The sequence below is a fragment of the Arthrobacter sp. B6 genome, from assembly GCF_001663775.1.
Taxonomy (GTDB): Bacteria; Actinomycetota; Actinomycetes; order Actinomycetales; family Micrococcaceae; genus Arthrobacter.
On record NZ_KV467168.1, the window covers coordinates 843,528 to 865,050 of the forward strand.

17 protein-coding genes are annotated in these 21,523 nt (G+C 66.8%); 9 read left to right on the forward strand and 8 right to left on the reverse strand.

Annotated elements, in window-relative coordinates; all coding sequences use genetic code 11:
• Positions 1 to 39: 39 nt before the first annotated feature.
• The 3 genes from argB to argC are packed head-to-tail and all read right to left on the reverse strand — an operon-like array spanning position 40 to position 3,233.
• Complete coding sequence (gene argB, locus AU175_RS03570; RefSeq protein ID WP_066285906.1) at positions 40 to 996, reverse strand: acetylglutamate kinase; 957 nt, start codon at positions 994 to 996, stop codon at positions 40 to 42.
• Between the two features lie 42 nt (positions 997 to 1,038).
• Positions 1,039 to 2,205, reverse strand: coding sequence for a bifunctional glutamate N-acetyltransferase/amino-acid acetyltransferase ArgJ (argJ, locus tag AU175_RS03575; RefSeq protein WP_066285908.1), 1,167 nt, complete (start codon positions 2,203 to 2,205; stop codon positions 1,039 to 1,041).
• Positions 2,202 to 3,233, reverse strand: coding sequence for an N-acetyl-gamma-glutamyl-phosphate reductase (gene argC, locus AU175_RS03580; protein WP_066285909.1), 1,032 nt, complete (start codon positions 3,231 to 3,233; stop codon positions 2,202 to 2,204). The genes argJ and argC overlap by 4 nt, the downstream gene beginning before the upstream one ends.
• 174 nt (positions 3,234 to 3,407) lie before the next feature.
• Here argC and AU175_RS03585 point away from each other — a divergent pair, with 174 nt between their 5' ends.
• From AU175_RS03585 to AU175_RS03600, 4 genes are all read left to right on the forward strand, one after another.
• Positions 3,408 to 4,499 carry a fatty acid desaturase family protein gene (locus AU175_RS03585; RefSeq protein WP_066285910.1) on the forward strand — a complete coding sequence of 364 codons (1,092 nt, stop codon included), beginning with the start codon at positions 3,408 to 3,410 and terminating at the stop codon, positions 4,497 to 4,499.
• 165 nt (positions 4,500 to 4,664) lie between these two features.
• A complete protein-coding gene (locus tag AU175_RS03590) occupies positions 4,665 to 5,630 on the forward strand; it encodes a quinone oxidoreductase family protein (RefSeq protein ID WP_066285912.1) in 966 nt (321 codons plus the stop codon).
• An 89-nt stretch (positions 5,631 to 5,719) separates the two neighbouring features.
• Positions 5,720 to 9,670: a Pls/PosA family non-ribosomal peptide synthetase gene (locus AU175_RS03595; RefSeq protein ID WP_066285914.1), complete on the forward strand. Its 3,951-nt coding sequence runs from the start codon at positions 5,720 to 5,722 to the stop codon at positions 9,668 to 9,670.
• Positions 9,671 to 9,713: 43 nt separating this feature from the next.
• A complete protein-coding gene (locus tag AU175_RS03600) occupies positions 9,714 to 11,099 on the forward strand; it encodes a M1 family metallopeptidase (RefSeq protein WP_082978998.1) in 1,386 nt (461 codons plus the stop codon).
• A gap of 31 nt (positions 11,100 to 11,130) precedes the next feature.
• Here AU175_RS03600 and AU175_RS03605 read toward each other — a convergent pair whose 3' ends face one another.
• From AU175_RS03605 to pheS, 3 genes are read right to left on the reverse strand one after another with little or no spacing between them, the layout of a single operon-like run.
• The gene (locus AU175_RS03605; RefSeq protein WP_066285920.1) at positions 11,131 to 11,787 is read right to left on the reverse strand and encodes a 4'-phosphopantetheinyl transferase family protein; all 657 of its coding nucleotides are present in this window, start codon (positions 11,785 to 11,787) and stop codon (positions 11,131 to 11,133) included.
• 9 nt (positions 11,788 to 11,796) lie between these two features.
• Positions 11,797 to 14,340 carry a phenylalanine--tRNA ligase subunit beta gene (pheT, locus tag AU175_RS03610; protein ID WP_066285922.1) on the reverse strand — a complete coding sequence of 848 codons (2,544 nt, stop codon included), beginning with the start codon at positions 14,338 to 14,340 and terminating at the stop codon, positions 11,797 to 11,799.
• A gap of 2 nt (positions 14,341 to 14,342) precedes the next feature.
• Positions 14,343 to 15,404 carry a phenylalanine--tRNA ligase subunit alpha gene (pheS, locus tag AU175_RS03615; protein ID WP_066285925.1) on the reverse strand — a complete coding sequence of 354 codons (1,062 nt, stop codon included), beginning with the start codon at positions 15,402 to 15,404 and terminating at the stop codon, positions 14,343 to 14,345.
• A 225-nt stretch (positions 15,405 to 15,629) separates the two neighbouring features.
• Here pheS and AU175_RS03620 point away from each other — a divergent pair, with 225 nt between their 5' ends.
• The 3 genes from AU175_RS03620 (at position 15,630) to AU175_RS03630 (ending at position 17,979) form a co-directional block, all read left to right on the forward strand.
• Positions 15,630 to 16,112 carry a hypothetical protein gene (locus AU175_RS03620; protein WP_231938449.1) on the forward strand — a complete coding sequence of 161 codons (483 nt, stop codon included), beginning with the start codon at positions 15,630 to 15,632 and terminating at the stop codon, positions 16,110 to 16,112.
• A gap of 2 nt (positions 16,113 to 16,114) precedes the next feature.
• Positions 16,115 to 16,756: an SIMPL domain-containing protein gene (locus AU175_RS03625; RefSeq protein WP_066285927.1), complete on the forward strand. Its 642-nt coding sequence runs from the start codon at positions 16,115 to 16,117 to the stop codon at positions 16,754 to 16,756.
• A gap of 92 nt (positions 16,757 to 16,848) precedes the next feature.
• The gene (locus AU175_RS03630) at positions 16,849 to 17,979 is read left to right on the forward strand and encodes an Rv2578c family radical SAM protein (protein ID WP_066285929.1); all 1,131 of its coding nucleotides are present in this window, start codon (positions 16,849 to 16,851) and stop codon (positions 17,977 to 17,979) included.
• 80 nt (positions 17,980 to 18,059) lie between these two features.
• Here AU175_RS03630 and AU175_RS03635 read toward each other — a convergent pair whose 3' ends face one another.
• Positions 18,060 to 18,518, reverse strand: a complete 459-nt coding sequence (locus AU175_RS03635; RefSeq protein WP_066285930.1) for a (deoxy)nucleoside triphosphate pyrophosphohydrolase — start codon at positions 18,516 to 18,518, stop codon at positions 18,060 to 18,062.
• 167 nt (positions 18,519 to 18,685) lie between these two features.
• Between AU175_RS03635 and AU175_RS03640 the strand changes: the two genes are divergently transcribed.
• Both AU175_RS03640 and AU175_RS03645 read left to right on the forward strand, forming a co-directional pair.
• Positions 18,686 to 19,894 carry an MFS transporter gene (locus tag AU175_RS03640; RefSeq protein WP_066285932.1) on the forward strand — a complete coding sequence of 403 codons (1,209 nt, stop codon included), beginning with the start codon at positions 18,686 to 18,688 and terminating at the stop codon, positions 19,892 to 19,894.
• Positions 19,895 to 20,261: 367 nt separating this feature from the next.
• Positions 20,262 to 20,537, forward strand: coding sequence for a GlsB/YeaQ/YmgE family stress response membrane protein (locus AU175_RS03645; RefSeq protein ID WP_066285934.1), 276 nt, complete (start codon positions 20,262 to 20,264; stop codon positions 20,535 to 20,537).
• A gap of 63 nt (positions 20,538 to 20,600) precedes the next feature.
• On the opposite strand, the gene AU175_RS03650 is transcribed toward AU175_RS03645, so the two are convergent.
• Positions 20,601 to 21,512, reverse strand: coding sequence for a TrmH family RNA methyltransferase (locus AU175_RS03650; RefSeq protein ID WP_066285936.1), 912 nt, complete (start codon positions 21,510 to 21,512; stop codon positions 20,601 to 20,603).
• Positions 21,513 to 21,523: the final 11 nt, after the last annotated feature.

Sequence of the window (21,523 nt, forward strand, 5' to 3'; positions counted from 1 at the left end):
GGGCCCCATCGACGGTCGGACCGGCGCCAGGAGTTTCGTTCATGCGTTCACCTCTTCGTCGGGGACGACCTGCGTGCCGATGCCCGCCGTCGTGAATGTTTCCAGGAGCATGGAGTGCGGCAGCCTGCCATCGACGATGTGTGCCCGTTCCACTCCCCCGTCAATGGCTTTGAGGCATGCCTCCATCTTCGGGATCATGCCGGACTCCAGGGACGGCAGCAGTTCGCGCAGCTCAGAGGCCGTGAGGGAAGAGATGAGCGAGGACCTGTCCGGCCAGCTGGCGTAGAGGCCCTCGACGTCGGTGAGGATCACCAGCTTGGATGCCCCCAGCGCTTCGGCGAGGGCGGCCGCGGCCGTGTCCGCGTTGACGTTGAGGACCTGGCCCGTGGTCTGGGCCCGTTCGATGGCAGCGGCGCTGCCGTCGTCCTCGATTTCCGGGGCCACGGTGGAGATGACCGGGATGCGGCCGGCAGCAAGGATGTCCAGGATGCCCTCCGGGTTCACACCGACGACTTCACCCACCAGGCCGAGGTCCACAGCCTCGCCGTCAATGACGGTGCCGGTCCGGACGGCCCGGAGCAGGCCGCCGTCCTCTCCGGACATCCCCACCGCGTAGGGTCCGTGGGAGTTGATCAGGCCCACGAGTTCGCGGCCCACCTGGCCGGTGAGCACCATCCGGACCACGTCCATGGCTTCGGGTGTGGTGACGCGAAGGCCGCCCTTGAACTCAGACTCGATGCCCAGCCGCGCCAGCATGGAGTTGATCTGCGGGCCGCCGCCGTGGACCACCACGGGGTGGATGCCCACGTGGTGCAGGAACACCACATCCTCCGCGAACGCCCGCCGCAGGTCCTCGTTGACCATGGCGTTGCCGCCGTACTTGATCACCATGGTGGTGCCGGCGAACCGCTGGATCCAGGGCAGCGCCTCGATCAGGGTGCCGGCCTTGCTTTGGGCATCACTCATGGACGTGGTTTCGCGGGTCTGGGTGTTCATGCTTGAAGTAACTCCAGGGTGGCTGGTTGATTGGCTCGAGGATCAGCTCGAGTAGGCGCTGTTCTCGTGCACGTAGTCGTGGGTGAGATCGTTGGTCCAGATTGTGGCCTCGGCGTCGCCGGACTGCAAGTCAATCTCCACGTGGACTTCGCGGGGTTCCAGGTCCACCAGGTTGCGGTCGTCGCCGATGCTGCCGTTGCGGCAAACCTGGACGCCATTAATGGCGACGTGGAGTTGGTCCGGCTCGAAGACGGCGTCCGTGGTCCCCACAGCGGAGAGGACACGCCCCCAGTTGGGATCCTTGCCGAAAATGGCTGCCTTGAACAGGTTGGACCTGGCCACGGAGCGGCTGACGGTTTCGGCGTCCCTCTCGCTGGCGGCGTTGAACGTGCGGATCGCGATATCGTGGCTGGCCCCTTCGGCGTCGCCAATCAGCTTGCGGGCCAGTTCCGCACACACCTGGGTCAGCCCGGCGCCAAAATCCTCGGCGGACGGGACTGCACCAGAGGCGCCGGACGCCAGCAGCACCACGGTGTCGTTGGTGGACATGCAGCCGTCGGAGTCTGCACGGTCAAACGTGACGCGCGTGGCGTCGCGGAGGACGACGTCGAGCATTTCCGGCGCGACGTCGGCGTCCGTGGTGAGCACAACCAGCATGGTGGCGAGTCCGGGGGCCAGCATCCCGGCGCCCTTGGCGATGCCCCCGATGGTGAACTCCTGGCCGTCGGCGTCAGTGCCGATGAACAGGGCGGCTTTGGGCACCGAGTCGGTGGTCATGATGGCATTGGCAGCCTCCGGGCCACCCTCCGTGCTGAGCGCCGCCGCGGCGGCCTCGACGCCCGGGAGGATCTTGTCCATGGGCAGCTGCTCACCGATCAGGCCGGTGGAGCAAACAAAGACGTCCGTAGCGGAGATGCCCAGGACAGCGGCAACTTTTTCGGCTGTGCTGTGCGTATTCTGGAAACCTTCAGGGCCGGTGCAGGCATTGGCGCCTCCCGAGTTGAGGACAACGGCGTCCACGCGTCCGTCCGAGACAACCTGGCGGGACCAGTGGACCGGTGCCGCGGCCACGCGGTTACTGGTGAAGACGGCGGCCGCAGCCTTGGACGGGCCGTCGTTGACGACAAGTGCCAGGTCCGGGTTGCCGGACGCCTTCAGGCCGGCGGTGACGCCGGCGGCCCGGAATCCCTGTGGGGCGGTAACGGTCACGGGGCAACTCCCTGCAGGTTGAGGCCGGCAGTCTCCGCCAGGCCAAGTGCAATGTTCATGGACTGCACAGCGCCGCCGGCAGTCCCCTTGGTGAGGTTATCAAGGACGCAGGTCACGATCACGCGGCCGGTGTGCGGGTCAAAAGCCAGCTGCATTGCCGCGTGGTTCGAACCCTGGACGGACTTGGTTCCCGGCCACTGGCCTTCCGGCAGCAGGTGCACAAACGGTTCATCGTCGTAGGCCTCAGCCCACGCCTGCCGGAGGTCTGCGGCGGTAGTGCCCTGTTTGACCTTTGCAGTGGCCGTGGTGAGGATCCCGCGGCTCATGGGAGCCAGCGTCGGGGTGAAGGACACCGTGACATTTTCCCCGGCGGCGTTCGAGAGTCCCTGCTCGATCTCCGGCGTGTGGCGGTGACTGCCGCCCACTCCGTAGGGGCTCATGGAGCCCATAACCTCAGCGCCGATAAGGTTCACTTTGGCTGCCTTGCCCGCGCCCGAGGTGCCTGAGGCGGAAACTATCACGACGTCGTCGGGCTGGAGCAGGTTCCCAGCGAACCCGGGCGTCAGCGCCAGGAGGGCCGACGTCGGGTAGCAGCCGGGAACCGCGATCCGGGTGGCGCCCTTGAGGACGTCGCGCTGGCCCGGGAGCTCCGGCAGGCCGTAGGGCCAGGTTCCGGCGTGGGCTGAGCCGTAGAATTTTTCCCATGCGGCGCCGTCTTCGAGGCGGTGGTCTGCGCCGGCATCAATAACCAGCGTGCCTTCCGGCAGCTGTGCCGCGATCTCGGCGGAAGCCCCGTGCGGCAGGGCCAGGAACACCACATCGTGGCCGGAGAGGTTTTCCACGGTGGTGTCTTCCAGGATGCGGCTGGAGAGCCCGTACAGGTGCGGCTGCAGCTCGCCGAGGCGGGAGCCTGCATTGCTGTGCGCAGTGATGGCACCGATGGTCACGTCGGGATGCCCGGCGAGTAGGCGCAGGACTTCTCCTCCGGCGTAGCCGCTGGCTCCGGAGACGGCAACAGAAATAGTCATACCGGACAGCCTACAGCAAAACTATTCAGTGTGCCCGATATTTATGCATTGGTTCCTCATGCAATCCCGGGCGATTCGACACCCGGGCGTATGCTGGGGGGAGGGTGATCTCTACCGCGCAGTTGCGAACGTCGACTGCAGCTTTGCCCGTAACAGTTACGAGGCCCCGGCTCCATGACCACCACCCTCTCAACGTCGGCGCGCCCACAATCGCGCGTCCGGCAGCCCAACGCAGTTGTCCTGAGCTATTCGGAACTGCTTAAGAGCGTCAAGTCCGCGGGCCTGCTGGAACGCCGCGTGGGTTTCTACATCACAGTTTTCTCCACCCTGGTGCTCCTGATGACCGCCGCCTGGTTCGGTTTCGCGCTGATCGGCGACAGCTGGTTCCAGCTCCTCATCGCCGCAGCAGTCGGCATCATCTGTACCCAGCTGAGCTTCCTGGCCCACGAGGCCGGACACCGCCAGATCTTCGCCTCCCGCCGCGCCAACGACTGGACCGCCCGGATACTGGCCACCTCAGTGGCGGGCATGAGCTATTCCTGGTGGGAGCAGAAGCACGGCGCCCACCACAACCATCCCAACGTCATTTCCAAGGATCCGGACATTGCCACCGGCGCGATCGCGTTCCACCACGAAGCCGCAGCCACCAGGCAGGGCAGGCTTTCGTTCCTGACCCGCAAGCAGGGGTGGTTCTTCTTTCCGCTGCTGTTCCTGGTGGGCCTCGGCCTCCAGATCGATTCGGTAAAATTCGTCTTCCGCAGGGCCCAAGTGACCCACCGCTGGGTGGAGCTTCCCATTTTGCTGGCCCGGCTCAGCGTCCTGCCGGTCCTGGCCTTCTCGTTCCTGCCGCTGGGAATGGCCTTCGCCTTCATCGGCGTGCAGCTCGCCGTGTTCGGCTTCTACATGGGCGCGTCATTTGCGCCCAACCACAAGGGCATGCCCGTCATCCCGGCAAGCAGCCGCGTTGACTTCTTCAGCCGTCAGGTCCTGACGTCGCGGAACATCTCCGGCGGCCGGTTCATGGACATCCTGCTCGGTGGCCTGAACCGCCAGGCCGAGCACCACCTTTTCCCCGACATGGCACGGCCCCAGCTGGACAAGGCCGCCAAGATCGTCCGGGAGTACTGCCGCAAGCACCAGGTTCCGTACACCGAGACCACGCTGCTGCAGTCCTACGGCATCATTGTCCGCTACCTCAACGACGTTGGACTTTCCGCCGGGCGCCACTTCGAGTGCCCCATGGCAACAGTCGCCCGCCGTTACTGAGCAGCTCCACCGGGCACACCTGGCCCCCATGTTTAACCCGAAGTGACGGCCCTCACCGGCCGTCACTTCGCCGTTAAGCGGCCCCCACTTCGTCGTTCACGCCGGTTTCCCTAGGATGGTTGCAGGATCCGGGGCGAGGAGATCCCGGCCCCGGGAAGGAGATACATGACGCACGCAATCGTTGCCCGCGAGCCCGGAGGACCCGAAGTACTGCAACTGGCAGAGGCCGAGCGGCCCGAGCCCGGCCCCGGCCAGCTGCTCATCAAGGTGGCGGCTGCAGGCGTCAACTTCATCGAAACGTACCAGCGCGGGGGCATGTACCAGGTGCCATTTCCCTTCACGCCCGGCTCCGAAGCCGCTGGAACGGTCGAGGAGGTCGGCGACGGCGTCGAGAACTTCACAGTAGGCACCAGGGTGGCCACGGCAGAGGGCACCAAGTGCTACGCCGGCTACGCGGTGCTCGATGCGGCCAAGGCCCTCCCGGTGCCCGACGGCGTCGACGACCTGACGGCCGCTGCCCTGCCCCTGCAGGGCATGACCGCCCACTACCTCATCAATTCCTCCTTCAGGGTCGAACCGGGCCACACCGTGCTCACGCACGCCGGTGCCGGCGGCGTCGGCCTGCTGCTGACCCAGCTGCTGAAGGAAAGGGGCGCCCGCGTCATTACCACGGTCTCCTCGGATGCCAAGGAAGAACTTGCCCGGGAGGCCGGGGCAGACCATGTGCTGCGGTACGAGGGCTTTCCCCACCATGTCCGCGAACTCACCAGCGGCAAAGGCGTGGACGTGGTGTATGACGGCGTCGGCCGCAACACCTTTGACGGGTCCCTGTCCTGCCTGCGCACGCGCGGCTCCCTCGTTTTGTTCGGAGCCGCCTCGGGTGCCGTTCCCCCGGTGGATCCGCAGCGCCTTAACGCCGGCGGGTCACTGACGCTGACCCGGCCGTCCCTTGGCCACTTCCTGCTCAACGAACAGGAGCGCCGCTGGCGGTCCGGGGAGATCTTCGCTGCCGCAGAAAGCGGGCACCTCAAAGTCCGGATCGGTGCCACATATCCGCTGGCCGACGCCAGGCAATCGCACGAGGACCTCGAGGGCCGGAGGACCACAGGCAAGGTCCTGTTGGTCCCCTGACCCTGTTCCGGAAACTTTTGGCGAATGGAAGGTGGACGCCGGGCAAACGGCGTCATCTTCCGTTCACCTTCCCAGTGGACACTGCAGGAGTGACCGAGCTACAACTCAGCGGCCTTGCGCCGGACGGCCTTGCCGAATATCAGCCCCAACTGCCCGGATCAGGTGCAGCGCCCCCGGTACGGACGCTGGTGGACATCCTGCAGGAAACCGCAAAGCGCCATCCCGACGCGTCCGCACTGGACGACGGCCGCCAATCGCTGAGCTATGCGCAGCTGATGGCGGCCGTGCGCTCCGCCGGCCGGGAACTTCACCTGGCAGGGCTCGGAGCCGGCGACAGGATCGGCGTTCGGATCCCGTCCGGAACAAACGGGCTGTACGTCTGGATCCTGGCGATCCTGCTCATCGGCGCGGCGTATGTCCCCGTGGACGCCGACGACCCGGAAGAACGGGCCCGGCTGGTCTTCGGCGAAGCCAAAGTCGCCGCCGTGGTCACAGGCGAGGGCCTGGCCGTGACCGAGGAACGGGCAGTCCCGTTCCCGGCGGCACGGCCTGCAACGCCCGACGACGATGCCTGGGTCATCTTCACGTCAGGCTCCACCGGAACCCCGAAAGGGGTGGCCGTGCGGCATCGGTCGGCGGCGGCCTTCGTCGACGCCGAGGCACGGATCTTCCTCGCCGCTGAACCGATCGGTCCTCAGGACAGGGTGCTTGCAGGGCTGTCCGTGGCCTTTGACGCCTCGTGCGAAGAGATGTGGCTCGCGTGGCGGCACGGCGCATGCCTGGTCCCCGCGCCCCGTGCCCTGGTCCGCACCGGCATGGACCTCGGCCCCTGGCTCATCAGCCACGGCATCACCGTGGTGTCCACTGTTCCTACGCTTGCGGCACTCTGGCCCGCTGAAGCGCTGGAGAACGTGCGGCTTCTTATTTTCGGCGGCGAGGCATGCCCGCCGGAGCTTGCGGAGCGGCTGGCGGTGAAGGGCCGCGAAGTCTGGAACACCTACGGGCCCACTGAGGCCACGGTGGTGGCGTGCGCGGCGGAACTGGGGGGATCGGGGCCGGTCCGGATCGGCTTGCCGCTGGACGGCTGGGACCTTGCCGTGGTGAACGGCGACGGTGTCCCGGTGGCGGAGGGCGCCGTCGGGGAGCTCATCATTGGCGGGGTGGGGCTGGCGCGCTACCTGGATCCGGCCAAGGACGCGGAAAAATATGCTCCGATGCCTGCCTTGGGCTGGCAGCGCGCCTACCGGTCCGGCGACCTCGTCCGCTACGAAGCCGCCGGACTGGTCTTCATGGGCCGCGCCGACGAACAGGTGAAACTGGGAGGCCGGCGGATCGAGCTCGGAGAAATCGATGCCGCTCTGCAGGCCCTGCCTGGCGTTGCGGGCGCAGCAGCTGCTGTGCAGACGACGGCGGCCGGGAACCAGGTCCTGGTGGGGTACCTTGTGCCAGCAGGAGGCGATGGGCCCGACTTGGCTGCCTTGCGCGAACTGCTGGCAGCCAGCCTCCCCGCCGCGCTGATCCCACTGTTGACCGTGGTCACGTCGCTGCCGACCAAAACCAGCGGAAAAGTGGACCGGCATGCCCTGCCCTGGCCCCTTGCCGGATCCGGCGCGGCCGAAACCGACAGCGCTCCGTTGAACCTGCCCGACGACGCCGCCTGGATCGTCGAACAATGGAGTGCCGTGCTCGGCAGTCCGGCAGCAACCCTGGACGCCGACTTCTTCGCCCACGGCGGCGGGTCGCTCGCCGCCGCCCAGCTTGTCTCCGCCCTCCGCCTTCGCTACCCCACCGTCACGGTCGCCGACATCTACGCCACACCGCGGATCGGCGCGTTGATCGACACAGCCCGGCAATCCCTTCCGGACGGCGTCGATGCAGGCCCTGCCAAGGAACGCCTTGTCCGGCCGACGGCCCGTAAGTCCCAGGTCTTCCAGACGCTGATGGGGGTTCCCCTGCACATCCTGGTGGGCATGCGCTGGCTGACCTACCTGATGGCTGGAAACAACCTCCTCGCCGGCCTGGCCGGCTTTGCGGCCGCGCCCACGGTGTCCTGGTGGTGGGTCGGGGCCTCCTGGCTGGTCTTCGTCAGTCCCCTTGGCCGGATGGGCCTCTCCATCGCGGCCGCCCGGTTCCTGCTCCGCAACGTTGGCCCGGGCACCTATCCGCGCTCGGGGAAGGTCCACCTCAGGCTCTGGCTGGCCGAACAAATCCAGGACTTGGCCGGTGCGGTGAGCCTGGCCAGTGCACCGTGGGTGCCGTACTACGCAAGGGCCCTCGGAGCGAAGATCGGCACGAATGTGCACCTGCATTCCCTGCCGCCCGTTACCGGCCTGCTGTCCTTGGGCAGCGGAGCGAACATCGAGCCCGAAGTGGACCTGTCCGGCTGGTGGATCGACGGCGACCATGTCCGGATCGGGGCAGTCCACGTGGGCGCCGGGGCGACCGTGGGCGCACGCAGCACGCTGATGCCGGGCGCCAGCATTGGCGCGGGCGGCCAGGTCGAGGCCGGTTCGGCGGTACTGGGCAAGGTCAAAGCCGGACAGGTCGTGGCAGGCTCGCCGGCCCGCCGCCGCGGGAAGGCCAAAAACGACTGGCCCGAAACTCCGCCCAGCAGCCGGTTGATGGGACGCCTGTGGTTCGCGGCCTTCGCCTCAGCCTCCGCCCTGCTTGCCATGATCCCCTACGTGTCCGCGGCCGCCGCTGCCGGGATAGTGTTCCTCTTTGTCCAGGGCAGCAGTTCCCTGGCCGCGGCGTGGCCTCAGCTCCTCATGTCCCTGCCGCTGGCCGCAGTGGCCTGGTTCACCGCCAACCTCCTGCTGGTCCTGGGCGCCACCCGCTTGCTGGGGACCGGCCTGAAGGAAGGCTACTACCGGGTGCGGAGCCGGATCGGCTGGCAGGTCTGGGCCACTGAACGCGTCCTGGACCTGGCCAGGGAACTCCTCTTCCCCATCTACGCCAGTCTCTTCACCCCCGTCTGGCTGCGCCTGCTCGGAGCCCGCATCGGCAAGAACGTGGAGGCGTCAACCGTGCTGCTCCTGCCCAAGATGACCACAGTCGGTGAAGGCGCATTCCTGGCCGACGACACCATGGTGGCGTCCTACGAACTCGGCGGCGGCTGGCTGAAGATTGCTCCCGCCAAAATCGGCAAGCGTTCATTCCTGGGGAATTCCGGAATGACGGCCGCCGGCAGGAACGTCCCCAAGAACTCCCTCGTGGCCGTGCTGTCCGCGACCCCGTCGAAGGCAAAATCCGGAACATCGTGGCTGGGCAGCCCTCCCGTGAGGCTCCGCCGCACAGCCATCGCCTCGGACACGACCCTGACGTTCCAGCCCCCGCTTCGGCTGAAAGTCGCGCGTGCTCTCTGGGAGGTGTGCCGTTTTGTGCCCGTGATCCTGACGGTGGCCCTCGCCGCGGGCGTGCTGCTGGCATTCGATTGGCTGGCGGGCACCGTGGGCTACGGCGTTGCTGCGGCACTGGGCGGGTTTGTCATGCTGCTGGCAGGCGCCTTGGCGGCCGGCAGTGCCGTCGTGGCCAAATGGCTGCTGGTGGGCCGGATCCGCGCAGGCGAACATCCGTTGTGGAGCTCCTTTATCTGGCGCAATGAAGTGGTGGACACCTTCATCGAAATGGTCAGCGCGCCGTGGTTCGCCCGCGCAGCGAGCGGGACACCGGCACTGGTGTGGTGGCTCCGCGGACTGGGCGCCAGGATAGGCTCCGGAACCTGGTGCGAGAGCTACTGGCTGCCGGAAGCGGACCTGGTGAACCTGGGCGCCAACTCCACGGTCAACCGCGGCTGCGTGGTCCAGACGCACCTGTTCCACGACCGGATCATGAGCATTGACACTGTTACGCTCGAAGAGGGAGCCACTATGGGCCCGCACGGTGTCATCCTCCCGCAGGCACGGATCGGCAACGGCGGAACGGTGGGTCCGGCGTCGCTGGTGATGCGCGGGGAGACCGTTCCCGCGGGGACCTACTGGATGGGCAATCCGGTCAGTCCGTGGCAGGGCCCCGATGTTCCCACCCCCCGCCTGAAGTAAGCACCCGACTGTCCGCCACCGTTTGTAATTGAGGCCCCGACCCATGAGTCTTCCAGAACCAGCAAGCTCCGGAGCCGCCGTGGGAGCGGCTGCAACCGGACTGCGGTCCGACCGGTATCTTCCGGGCCATGGCACCAGCGCCTACAGCGTTTCACGGTATGAACTCGATCTGGACTACCGGCTGTCCGCCAACCGGCTCAACGGCAGGGCAGTCCTCCATGCCACGGCGGCGCGCCCGGCATCTGCCGTCGTCCTGGACCTGGTGGGCCTCCGGGCCAGCAAGGTGCAGTACAACGGGCGCCGCGTCCGGCGCTTTGTGCAGCGCGCCGAACAGCTGGTAGTGCATCTCGACGCCGACCTCGCCCCGGGAGATGACTTCACGCTGGATGTCCGCTACGAAGGCAACCCGTCGCCGCGCCGCGGGCTGTGGGGCGAAGTGGGCTGGGAAGAGCTGACCGACGGCGTGCTGGTGGCCGGCCAGCCCAACGGCGCCCCGTCCTGGTTTCCCTGCAACGACCACCCCTGGAACAAGGCAAGCTACCGGATCACCATCACCACCGATGCCAATTACCGTGCTGTCAGCAACGGCCGGCTGGTGGGACACAGCATCAGGGCCAGCCGGGAAACGTGGACCTATGAGCAGGAAGAACCGATGGCCACCTATCTGGCCACAGTCCAGATTGGCCGGTACGAATCCCTGATCCTTGATCCTGGGGACACCCCGGGCGGGGTGCTGCAATCGGCGGCTGTTCCGCCCGGCCTGGCCGGCACAGCCCTGCAGGGACTGCGCCTGCAGCCGGAGATGATGCGCACGTTTGTCAGCTGTTTTGGGCCCTACCCGTTCCCCGAGTACACGGTGGTGGTGGCCGACGATGTGCTGGAGATCCCGCTGGAGGCCCAGACGCTGTCCATCCTGGGACGGAACCACCTGAGCCAGGACTGGGATTCCCAGCGGCTGATCGCGCACGAGCTGTCACACCAGTGGTTCGGCAATTCCCTGACTGCCGGCGGGTGGAGCGACATCTGGCTCCACGAGGGCTTCGCCTGCTACGCGGAGTGGATCTGGTCCGAAGCCGCCGGGCTAATGACCGCCAACGACCGGGCGGCCGCCGCCTGGGCCAGGCTCTCCGCCTCAGGCCAGGACCTGGTGGTTGGGGATCCCGGACCGGAACTGATGTTTGATGACCGCGTCTACAAACGGGGTGCCCTCGCACTGCACGCCTTGCGGCTGCGGTGCGGTGACCTGGCGTTCTTTACGCTGCTGCAGGAATGGACCAGGACCCATCAACACGGCTCGGTGTCCACCGCGGAGTTCATCATGATGGCAGACCGGGTGGCGGGCCTGGATTCAGAGGCGCTGCTGCACCCGTGGCTGTTTGAGGAGGCCCTGCCGCCCCTGCCGTTGAGGGGCCGGTACGCAGGGAGCTGACAGCACGCTGCCGGCTGGCCGTACGCCCCGGCTAACCGAGGGCGACGGCGGCCACAAGACTGTCGGGGAGCCCTGTATCCGCCGGGTCGAGGTCCGCGATTCCGGATCTGCCAAGGACTTCGACGGTGCGCGGGTCCGCCCGCAGTCCTTCGCCGGTCATTTTGAGCCAGGCCTCCTTGCGGGTCCAGAGCCGGGCCCGTTCGCGGAGCAGCCCCGGCCCAGACAGCCTCCCGACGGCGCGCCGTTCGTCCGGGCTGAGCGCAACGGCGTCGAACCCGTCAAAGTCCAGTCGGGAAGGATCCTCGGCATCGACTCCTAGCCGCATCCCTTCGCCAGGTGCCGGCAGCCCCGCGAGCAGGATCCAATGGTGCGTCCGCGCCATGCTGAGCAGCAGCGGCACCGGCTCACCCCAGCGGGTGTACGCCGGCCGGCCATGGGCGAGGTCCGGCCCTGAGCCACAAACCGGACAGGCAAAGGAGACCCGGAGCTCCCCCGGCGGCAATTCCAGCAGTTCCCCGGCAAAGCGCCGCAGGGCAGCCCTCCCCGCGACAAAACGCGCCCGCACACCGGGCTCCATGGCCGCCGCGCGGGCAGCCTCCACCGGTTCGAGCAGCAGTGCGTCGGAGTCCGGACCGTCCGCCGCGCGGCCATGCAGATCCACGGCCTGCAGGACAAGTCCGGACTCCACGTCAGTCAGCTAGCGCTGTACGGCACCAAAGCGCTCCGCGGCCAGGGCCACGGCGGCTTCGCGGGCAGCCGATGCCTCGTCCGCAGTCAGCGTACGGTCCGTTGCCCGGAAACGCAGCCCGAAGGCCAGTGACTTCTTGCCTTCTTCGATGCCCTTTCCGACGTAAACATCGAACAGCGCGACGTCCTCCAGCAGTTCACCGGCGCCCTCGCGGAGCGCCTCGAGGACGTGGTCCGCCGGAATGTCCCGCGGCACCACGAGGGCAACGTCCTGGGTGGCCACCGGGAACGTGGAGATGTGGCGGGCCACAATGACGTCGGCGGCCGCTTCAAACAGGGTGTCGGCGTTGAACTCCAGCGCCACCGAACGGGCAGGCATGTCCTGCGCGGCAAGGAGCTTCGGGTGCAGCTCGCCGGCGTAACCCACTACCTCGCCGGTCCGCAGCGAAAGCTGCGCGGCCCGGCCCGGGTGGAACGCCTGGTGCGCACCCTGGCTGACCACGATCTCCACACCCAGGACGTCGCCGGCAAGCCGGGCGATGTCCAGCGCATCCGACCAGTCCCACATGCGGGGCGTGTGGCCGGCGGCGGCCGGGGAATCATGGCCGGTCAGGACGGCGGCGACGTACAGCGGCTGGTCCGGCACGCCGTCGTACAGTGCATCGAGTACCTCGTCGGAGGGCTTGGCGCCCAGCGGCGGGATGGAGGCAGTTCCCGTGGTGCCGCCCGGCAGGAACACCAGCCCTGATTCAAAGATCGCCAGATCGCGGAAACCGCGGGAGTGGTTGCGCTTGGCCACCTCGATGAGCCCGGGGAGGATGGAGGTCCGCAGGTAGCCGTGTTCCTCGCTGATGGGGTTGGCCAGCTTGACCGCGCTCCGGGCAGCGCCCTGCTCCGCCACGCCGAACGTGTCGTTGGCTGCCTTGGAGACAAACGGGTAGGCCAGGACTTCGGTCAGCCCGGCGTCCGCCAGGGCCTGGATGAGCCGACGGCGCTGCTGCTGCACGCGGGTCAGGCCACGTCCCGGAGGGGCTACCGGGAGGGTGGCGGGGATGTTGTCGTAACCCACCAGGCGGGCGATCTCCTCGGAGAGGTCCTCCTTGGTTTCGAGGTCGTTGCGCCAGCTGGGGGCCGTCACCGTCCAGCCGCCGTCGGCCTTTTCCACCACCGCGCCGAGATCCACCAGCGACGTGGTGATCTGCTCTTCGGTGAAATCGATGCCGATCCGCTGGGCGGCGAAGGCTGCGGGCAACGCGATGGTCACCGCATCCGGTGCGGTCCCGACGTCGGTCCCGGCTTCGTCGGCGGCGCCGCCTGCCAGTTCCACCAGCAGGTCAACAACACGCTGGGCGGCGATGCCCGCAACCTGCCAGTCGACGCCGCGTTCGAACCGCTTGGAGGCCTCGGACGGCAGCTTGTGGCGGCGGCGGGAACGGGAAATGGACACTTCGTCGAAGTGCGCCGCTTCAACCAGGACGTTCGACGTCGAGTCGCTCACCTCGGTGGCGGCGCCGCCCATCACGCCGGCGATGCCGATCGCGCCGGAACCGTCGGTGATGAGGAGGTCCTCGACGTCGAGCGTGCGCTCCTTGTCGTCCAGGGTGGTGATCTTCTCCCCCGCCACGGCACGGCGGACCACGATGTCGCCGGACAGCTTGTCCAGGTCGTAGCAGTGCGTGGGCTGGCCGAGCTCAAGCATGACGTAGTTGGAGATATCCACCGGCAGGGAGATCGACCGGATGCCGGCCAGGCGCAGGCGGGAGGTCATCCAGGGAGGGGTCGGCCTGGTGGCGTCAACGCCGCGCACGGTGCGGGCCACAAAGCGGTCGCAGCCGGGCTTGCCGTAGATGGGCGCGTCGTCGTTGAGCTTGACGCCGTAGCCGCCGGAGAGTTCGGCCGGCGCCTGGACCTTGGCGGCCGGGTCCGTGAAGGACGTTCCGGTGGCGTGGGCGTATTCACGGGCCACACCGCGGATGGAGAAGGCGTAGCCGCGGTCCGGGGTCACGTTGATCTCGGCTGCCTCGTCGTAGAGGCCCAGCAGGTCCATCGCGTCCGCGCCGATTTCGGGATCCAGTCCGATCCGGGACAGGACCAGGATGCCGTCGTGGTCCTCGCCGATGCCCAGTTCACGGACGGAAGCGATCATGCCGGCGGACAGGTGGCCGTAGGTTTTTCGGGCCGAGATGTGGAAATTGCCAGGCAGTACGGCGCCCGGCAGCGTGACCACCACCTTGTCGCCCTCCACGAAGTTGTGGGCGCCGCAGATGATGCCCTGCACGCCGGACGGATCGATGCCGTCCCCGGTCAGGGTCTGGGCCTGGCCCTCGGGGACCACCCGGACCTGGCACCAGTTGATGGTCTTGCCATTAGTCTGGGGTTCCTTGACGATGCTCAGGACCTGGCCCACCACAATCGGCCCCTGCAGGGCGTCCGTGGGGCGGTGGACTTCTTCTTCTTCAAAACCGACCTTGACCAGTTCGGCCATGACGTCTTCGGCCGTTGCTCCGGCCGGTACTGCTGCAAATTCACGCAGCCAGGAAAGTGGGATACGCACTGTTAGATCTCCATCCCGAAGTGCTCGCTGAAACGTACATCGCCTTCGATCATGTCGCGCATGTCGCCCACCTCGTTGCGGAACATGAGGGTGCGCTCGATGCCCATTCCGAAGGCAAAACCTGAATAGATGTCCGGGTCGATGCCCGCAGCGCGGAGCACGTTGGGGTTGACCATGCCGCAGCCACCCCATTCGATCCAGCGGGGGCCGCCTTTGGCGCCAGGGTGCCAGATATCCAGCTCGGCGGACGGCTCGGTGAACGGGAAGTAGTTGGGGCGCAGCCGGATCTGGGCCTCGTCGCCGAACATCTGCCGGGCGAAGTGCTCCAGCGTTCCGCGAAGGTCAGCCATGCTGAGCTTCCTGTCGATGGCCAGGCCCTCGAACTGGTGGAACACCGGGGTGTGGGTGGCGTCGAGCTCATCGGTGCGGAACACCTTGCCCGGGCAGAGCACATAGATGGGGACCTCCCGTTCCAACATGGAACGGACCTGCACCGGCGAGGTGTGGGTGCGCATCAGCAGGTGGGCTTCGGGGGGCTCCACAAAGAACGTGTCCTGCATTTCGCGGGCCGGGTGGTCAGGCTTGAAGTTCAGTGCGTCGAAGTTGAACCACTCGGATTCCACCTCGGGGCCTTCGGCGATTTCCCAGCCCATGCCCACAAAGATATCCGCCACGCGGTCCTGCAGCGTGGACAGGGGGTGGCGGGCTCCGGCCCGACGGCGGCGCGGCGCGGCGGTGACATCCACTGTCTCTTCCAGCAGGATCCGGGCGTCATTTTCCGCTTCCAACTCCGCGGTGCGGTCCGCGAGCGCCTTGTTAACCCTGCCCCGCGATGAGCCCATCAGCTTGCCGGCTACGGCTTTCTGGTCCTTCGGCAGGCCACCGATTTCCCGGTTGGCCAGGCTGAGCGGTGACTTCTCGCCCGTGTGTGCCAGCCTCACCGCCTTGAGTTCGTCGAGGGTGCCAGCGCCGGCAATGGCGGCGATGGCCTGGTCTACAGCGGCAGTGATGGCGGCTTCATCCGTAGGGTTCGGGATGGCGGCGCCCGGCAAAGTTTCAGTCATCTACTGTTCTTAGCTACGAGTCGGGGCTGACGTATTTCCTCAATGACCAGGGCAGCCCCGCACGGTTTCCCGGCAGTGCATCCGTCACTGGCAGGCCACCTTGTGGATCCATGCGGGATGAATGCACTCAGTAACCAGGTCAGGGCCGCTGAACATTACCGGTTGGAGTTCTGCCGGCGGCCACTGTCCTCCAGTCTAATTGAAGGCTCCGGCTACCATGGCCTCATGACACAGCGGCAGCGCCGGGCATCAGCACGGCCGTTGACGCCGGGGCAGCGGGCACGGCAGCTCGCCAACCTGGCCAACGGCACCACCCTGCTGGGCCTGGCGCTTGCCCGGGCTGCGGGAACCGTGGTCAGCAGCGGCCCACGCGGTCTGGTCATAGCGGCCGGTTATCGCTGGCACCTGCCTCGCGCGGGCGCTTTCGCGATGGGGAATGTCATCGTCTGCCGCACCTCCGCTGAACAGCTCGCGTCCAACACGGCGCTCCTTGGCCATGAGGAGAAGCATTGCAGCCAATACGCCTGCTGCCTGGGGCTGCCCTTTCTTCCACTGTATTTTCTGGCCGCCGGATGGTCGCTGCTCCGGACCGGTGATCCGGCATCAGCGAACTTCTTCGAACGGCTTGCCGGGCTGGAAGCCGGCGGTTACGTTGACATCAGGATACCCAGGCCGGCTCCCCGCGACGCCGGTGGAATCGAGGTTTGACCATGGCAGCCGAGAACGCCAGGACCATCACCGTGACGGGAACAGGCTCGGCCGAGGCTCCGCCTGACCTGCTGACTATTTCCGTGGGAGTCGAATGCCGGAGGGACAGCGTGGGCGCCGCTTACGGTGATGCAGGAACAGCGTCCGGCGCTGTCTCCGCCGTGCTCAGGCAGCATGGCGTCGGCGACGCCGACATCCGGACATCCGGACTCAACGTCCGGCCGGAGCTCATCTGGCGCGACGGGGAGGGCCAGCGCGTAGCCGGGTACGTGGCGTCGAGCGTGCTTACCGTGCGCCTTCGTGACGTAGCCGCTGCCTCCCCAGTTGTTGCCGCAGTGGTCGGTGCCGGCGGCAACGATGTACGGCTTAATGGCCTGGAACTGGGATTCTCTGATGAGTCGGCGGTTGCGGCCCAAGCCCGGGCAGCAGCGTGGCAGGATGCCGTTGCCGCTGCGGAACAGTTTGCGTCCCTGGCGTCCGCCCGGCTTGGCGCAGTGCTGTCCGTTGCCGAGCATGCCGATGCGCCCGGGCCCGTTCCGCTGGCCCGGATCCAACGGGCCGCTGCCACCGAAGCCATCAGCGTGGAAGCAGGCCACGCGAGCGTTGGCACGAGCGTCACGGTCGTGTGGGAGCTGCAGGTCTGATAGCGCGGCCGCCGCAGGCCCTAACTGGACGTGGCCGGCAGGACCGCGTGGCGGTCCTTGACTTAAGTTCGAACATATCTTCGAATAGAGGCATGAGATGGGATGCACAAGCACTGATGCCGCCGCCCGCCGATGAGGCCGGAAGCGTCGCATCACCGGCACTGCTCCCCCTCGCCGGTTTGGTCCGTTCGGTCACCACTCCCGAGTTCGCCGGCATCACCTTCCATGAGGTCACTGCCAAATCGGTGCTCAACAAGGTGGTCGCCGGTTCACGGATGCCTTTTGAGTGGACGGTGAACCCCTACCGGGGCTGCAGCCATGCCTGCGTCTATTGTTTTGCGCGCAAGAGCCACACGTACCTGGATTTTAACGCCGGCCTCGATTTCGACAGCCAGGTGGTGGTCAAGGTCAACGCCGCGGAAGTCCTCCGGAAAGAGCTGGCCAAGCCGTCCTGGGGCCACGATCAGGTAGCCCTCGGCACCAACACCGACCCCTACCAGCGTGCAGAGGGCCGCTACCAGCTCATGCCGGGCATCATCACCGCACTGGCTGACTCTGGAACCCCGCTGTCCATCCTTACCAAGGGCACGCTGCTGGCACGGGACATTCCGCTCTTGAAACGGGCGGCTGCCCAGGTACCGGTGGGCGTGGGCATTTCCCTGGCCATGACGAACGAGGCACTGTCCGAGGCTGTGGAGCCGGGCACCCCAGGCCCGAGGGCAAGGCTGAAGCTGGTCTCCCGCCTGCGCGACGCCGGACTCCCCTGCGGCGTCATGGCCATGCCTATCCTGCCCTGGCTGTCCGACAGCGACGAAGCACTTGATTCCCTTTTCGCTTCCCTCGCCACTGCGGGAGCCACCGGAGTGACCGCCGGCGCCCTCTACCTGAAGCCAGGCACGCGGGAATGGTTCATGCAGTGGATCGCCAGGAACCACCCGGAGCTTGCGGGCAGGTACCGACGCCTCTACGGCACCGGGTCCTATGCCTCCAAGGAGTACCGCACCTGGCTCGCGGCAAAAGTCAGCTACTTCAAGCAGCGCCATGGTTTCTCAAGCGGCCACGGTTTCAGCCACCGAGACCTGGAGGACGATGCCCGCACCGAGGAAGCGCAGTATCCGGCCGGAAGCATCCCGCCTGCCCGCAATTCGGGCACTCAGGTACGGCCGGCTGGGGATACCCAACCGGCCTTATCCGGGCTGCAGCAGCAGCCCACCCTGTTCTAGGGGGAGATTCCTGGCTGGCTGCGACGGCCGGGCCCGCGCACATCTCTGCCGGAAGTCCTGCCCTGGCAGGGTCGTGCGTTTTACAGTTCAGCTGGAGCGTTGGAACCCACGAGCGTGCCCAGGGATTCCAAGAGCGCCCGGACAATCGGGAAGTCAGCCGGGATCCACGGAAGACTGAGAGCTTCGTCACGTTTTGTGGTGCTGATCCACCGGAGCTGGTCGTGGTCTTCGAGCGGCAGGGGAACGCCGTCGGAAATCTCCGCCAGCCATACCCGCATGCTCGCCTTCTCGTTCAGCCGCCAGCCAGAGGCCGTCCCGGCAGGCAATTCCTGCCCCAGACGGACCCCGATCCCCAGCTCTTCCCTGAGTTCCCGGTGCAGCGCGGCCTCGCATTGCTCCCCCGGTTCCACCTTCCCGCCAGGGAACTCCCAGAGTCCGGCGAACTGCTCGGGAGCAGTCCGCCTGGCCACGAGCATGCGGGTGGGATCGGTCAACGAGTCTAGGATTGCGCCGCCAACTACCTGTATCCGTCCAGTCACGGCTCCAGTCTATGGGGGACAATTGGGAAGGCGCCCTTTTGGTCCTGCGCCGACTTCCACTGGCGGCGTCGGAATATCCCCGCCGGCCACCGGGTTTGCCACGTCATCAGCAGCCCGTCAACCAGCCGCCGCGGCTGCGGCCAGGATCCCTTTCGAAAAGCAGGCACATGAGCAGCGTTGTCCAGTCACTCCCGACCCAAAAGACCCCGTCCCCCAGGATCGCGCCCGCCATTGTTTCGCTGGCGATGGGCGGCTTTGGGATCGGCGTGACCGAGTTCACCATGATGGGCCTGCTCAAGGAAGTGGAAGTGGGCCTTGGCATCAGCACACCCGAGGCCGGACACCTCATTTCCGCGTACGCCCTCGGCGTGGTGGTCGGCGCGCCCTTGCTGGCCGCCGTCGGGGCCAAACTGCCCCGGAAACACCTGGCCCTTGGACTCATGCTCTTCTTCAGCATCGCCAACCTCGCCTCATTCCTTGCGCCGGACTACGGCATCATGCTGGTCTCCCGCTTTGCAGCCGGCCTGCCCCATGGCGCGTTCTTCGGTGTGGCGGCTGTCATCGCCGCGTCACTCGTGCCGCCCACCCGCCGGGGCTGGGCCATCTCCATGGTGATGGCCGGATTGACTGTTTCCAACGTAGTGGGGGTGCCGCTGGCCACGTGGGTAGGCCAAGTATTCGGATGGCGCCTGCTGTTTGTCCTGGTGGGAGCTATTGGCCTGCTGACCCTGGCGCTGCTCTGGAAGTTTGTCCCCTTCCAGGAAGCCCACCCCGATGCCAGCATCCGGCGCGAACTCGGGGCACTGAAGCGGCTCCAAGTCTGGCTCGCCATCCTGATCGGGATTGTCGGCTTCGGCGGCTTCTTCGCCACCTATACCTACATCGCGCACACAATGACCTTCGTGGCGGGCATCCCTTCGTCCCTGCTGCCCCTGGTGGTTGCCCTCTATGGCCTGGGCATGGTCGCCGGCAATATCGTGGGCGGGCGGATCGCGGACAGATCCGTACTGGGAACCATCTACCGGGTGCTCCCCGGCATCGCCGTTGCCCTGGTGGTCTACGCCGTCGCGGTCCAGTGGCCGTGGTCCGCGTTTGTCATGGTGTTTGTGGTGGGGGCGGCCGGGTCGATGCTGGTGCCGGCACTGCAGGCCCGCCTGCTGGATGCGTCCCCCGACGCGCCCTCACTCGCTTCCTCCCTCAACCACGCGGCGCTGAACGTGGCCAACGCACTGGGCGCCTTCCTGGGCGGCGTGGTGATCGCTTGGGGCTGGGGCTACGTGGCCCCTGCCCTGGTAGGTGCCGTCCTGGCCATCCTGGGCTTGGGCGTGGCCATCGTCAGCGGCGTACTGGAACGCAAAAAGCCGCTGATCGCCTGATCCACTGGATCGAGCGGCCAGCGGGCTCTTGGTTGGCGTGGCCCTAAGGGGGCGCCATTAACGCGGCAGGACTCAGGCTTTCGCGTCCTGCTCGCCCGCGCTCCCAGCCGCAGCCTCCGCCGGCGCCCCGCGCCTCGTTTCTTCCGCCCGGCGGAGGTCCGGTTCCTGGTAACGACGCGGGCAAGTACGGGATCCGGACTGGAAAGACGAGCAGCCACGCTCGGCTCCGCCTGCGAATACGGTACCTGCCGTAGCCTCGGACACGTGCCCCTGGCAGGCCGTAAGGCTACTGACAATAAGGGGGCTGTGTGTTAGCTTGATGCAATATCGGGAAGATTTCGTCCCGGTGAATAAATAAGGAGGAGACATGGGTTTTCTTGCTTGGATTATTCTCGGCCTCATAGTGGGGGCCATTGTTAAGGCCGTTATGCCCGGCAGAGTGGGCGGCGGCTGGGTCACCAGCCTAATTCTTGGTGTGGTTGGTGCAATTGTGGGCGGCTACATCGGCAGCCTGCTCTTCGGCAGGGGCGACCTTGCATTCTTTGACCTCGGCACCTGGATCCTCGCCATCATTGGCGGCCTGGTGGTTGCCGGCGTCTACGGCGCAATCACGGGACGCAGCAAGAGCACTCGCGCACCCTGATTCCCGTCCAACTATTTGAATTTCACAGCAAGGGCCCCGGATGATCAACCGGGGCCCTGCCATTTAAGCCGAGATCGGCGGGCCGTCCTGCTGGGACCGGGCGCTGGCATAAAGACAGACGGTTGCCGCTGTCCCGAGGTTAAGGCTCTCGGCCGCCCCATAAACCGGCACGGCGACGCGGTGGTCGGCCAGGCCCAGTTCAGCCTCCGAAAGCCCCTGCGCTTCGTTTCCAAACAGCCAGGCCGTGGGGCCTTCAAGGGCATAGGCCGATTCGGTACCGGACGCGCCCAAACGGCGTGCGGCATTCTCGTCCTGGAGGACGTCCAGGTTGAGGCTGCCATGACCGTCCGCGGCCAGGAGCCCTATCCCCCGGGACCGGCAGGCTGCGGCAACGACGTCAATATCGGCGCCCAGGACTACCGGCAGATGGAACAGCGAGCCGGCCGTCGACCGGACTGCCTTCGGGTTATAGATGTCCACGCTGGATCCGGTGAGCACCACAGCGTCAGCGCCCGCGGCGTCTGCTGCCCGCAAAACCGTTCCCGCATTGCCGGGATCCCTGACCTGGCAGAGGACGGCGATAAGGCGGGGACCGGCGTCGAGCACTTCCTCCAGGGTGACATCCACGAAGCCGCAGACCGCGATAATGCCCTGCGGATTGACGGTGTCCGCCATGGCGGCCAGCACCTCATCGGTGGCCAGGCGCGCGGACGCCCCTTCAGCCAGCTCATCGAACTCCGGGTAACGGTCAAGGCAGGCCTCACTGGCAAAGACCTCGTGCACGACTCCCGGCGCACCAGCGGCCAGCCGCTGCTGGTGGAGCCTCAGGGCTTCGCGTACGGCCTGGGGTCCTTCGGCGAGGAACCGCCCCCGCTTTAAACGGGCCGGGCGCCCGGCAAGCCTTGCCACGTCCCTCACCCGATCAGCTCGGGGGTTGGAGAGTGGAAAGTCTTGCGGGCGCCCGGTTTCGTTCATATAAGAACCTT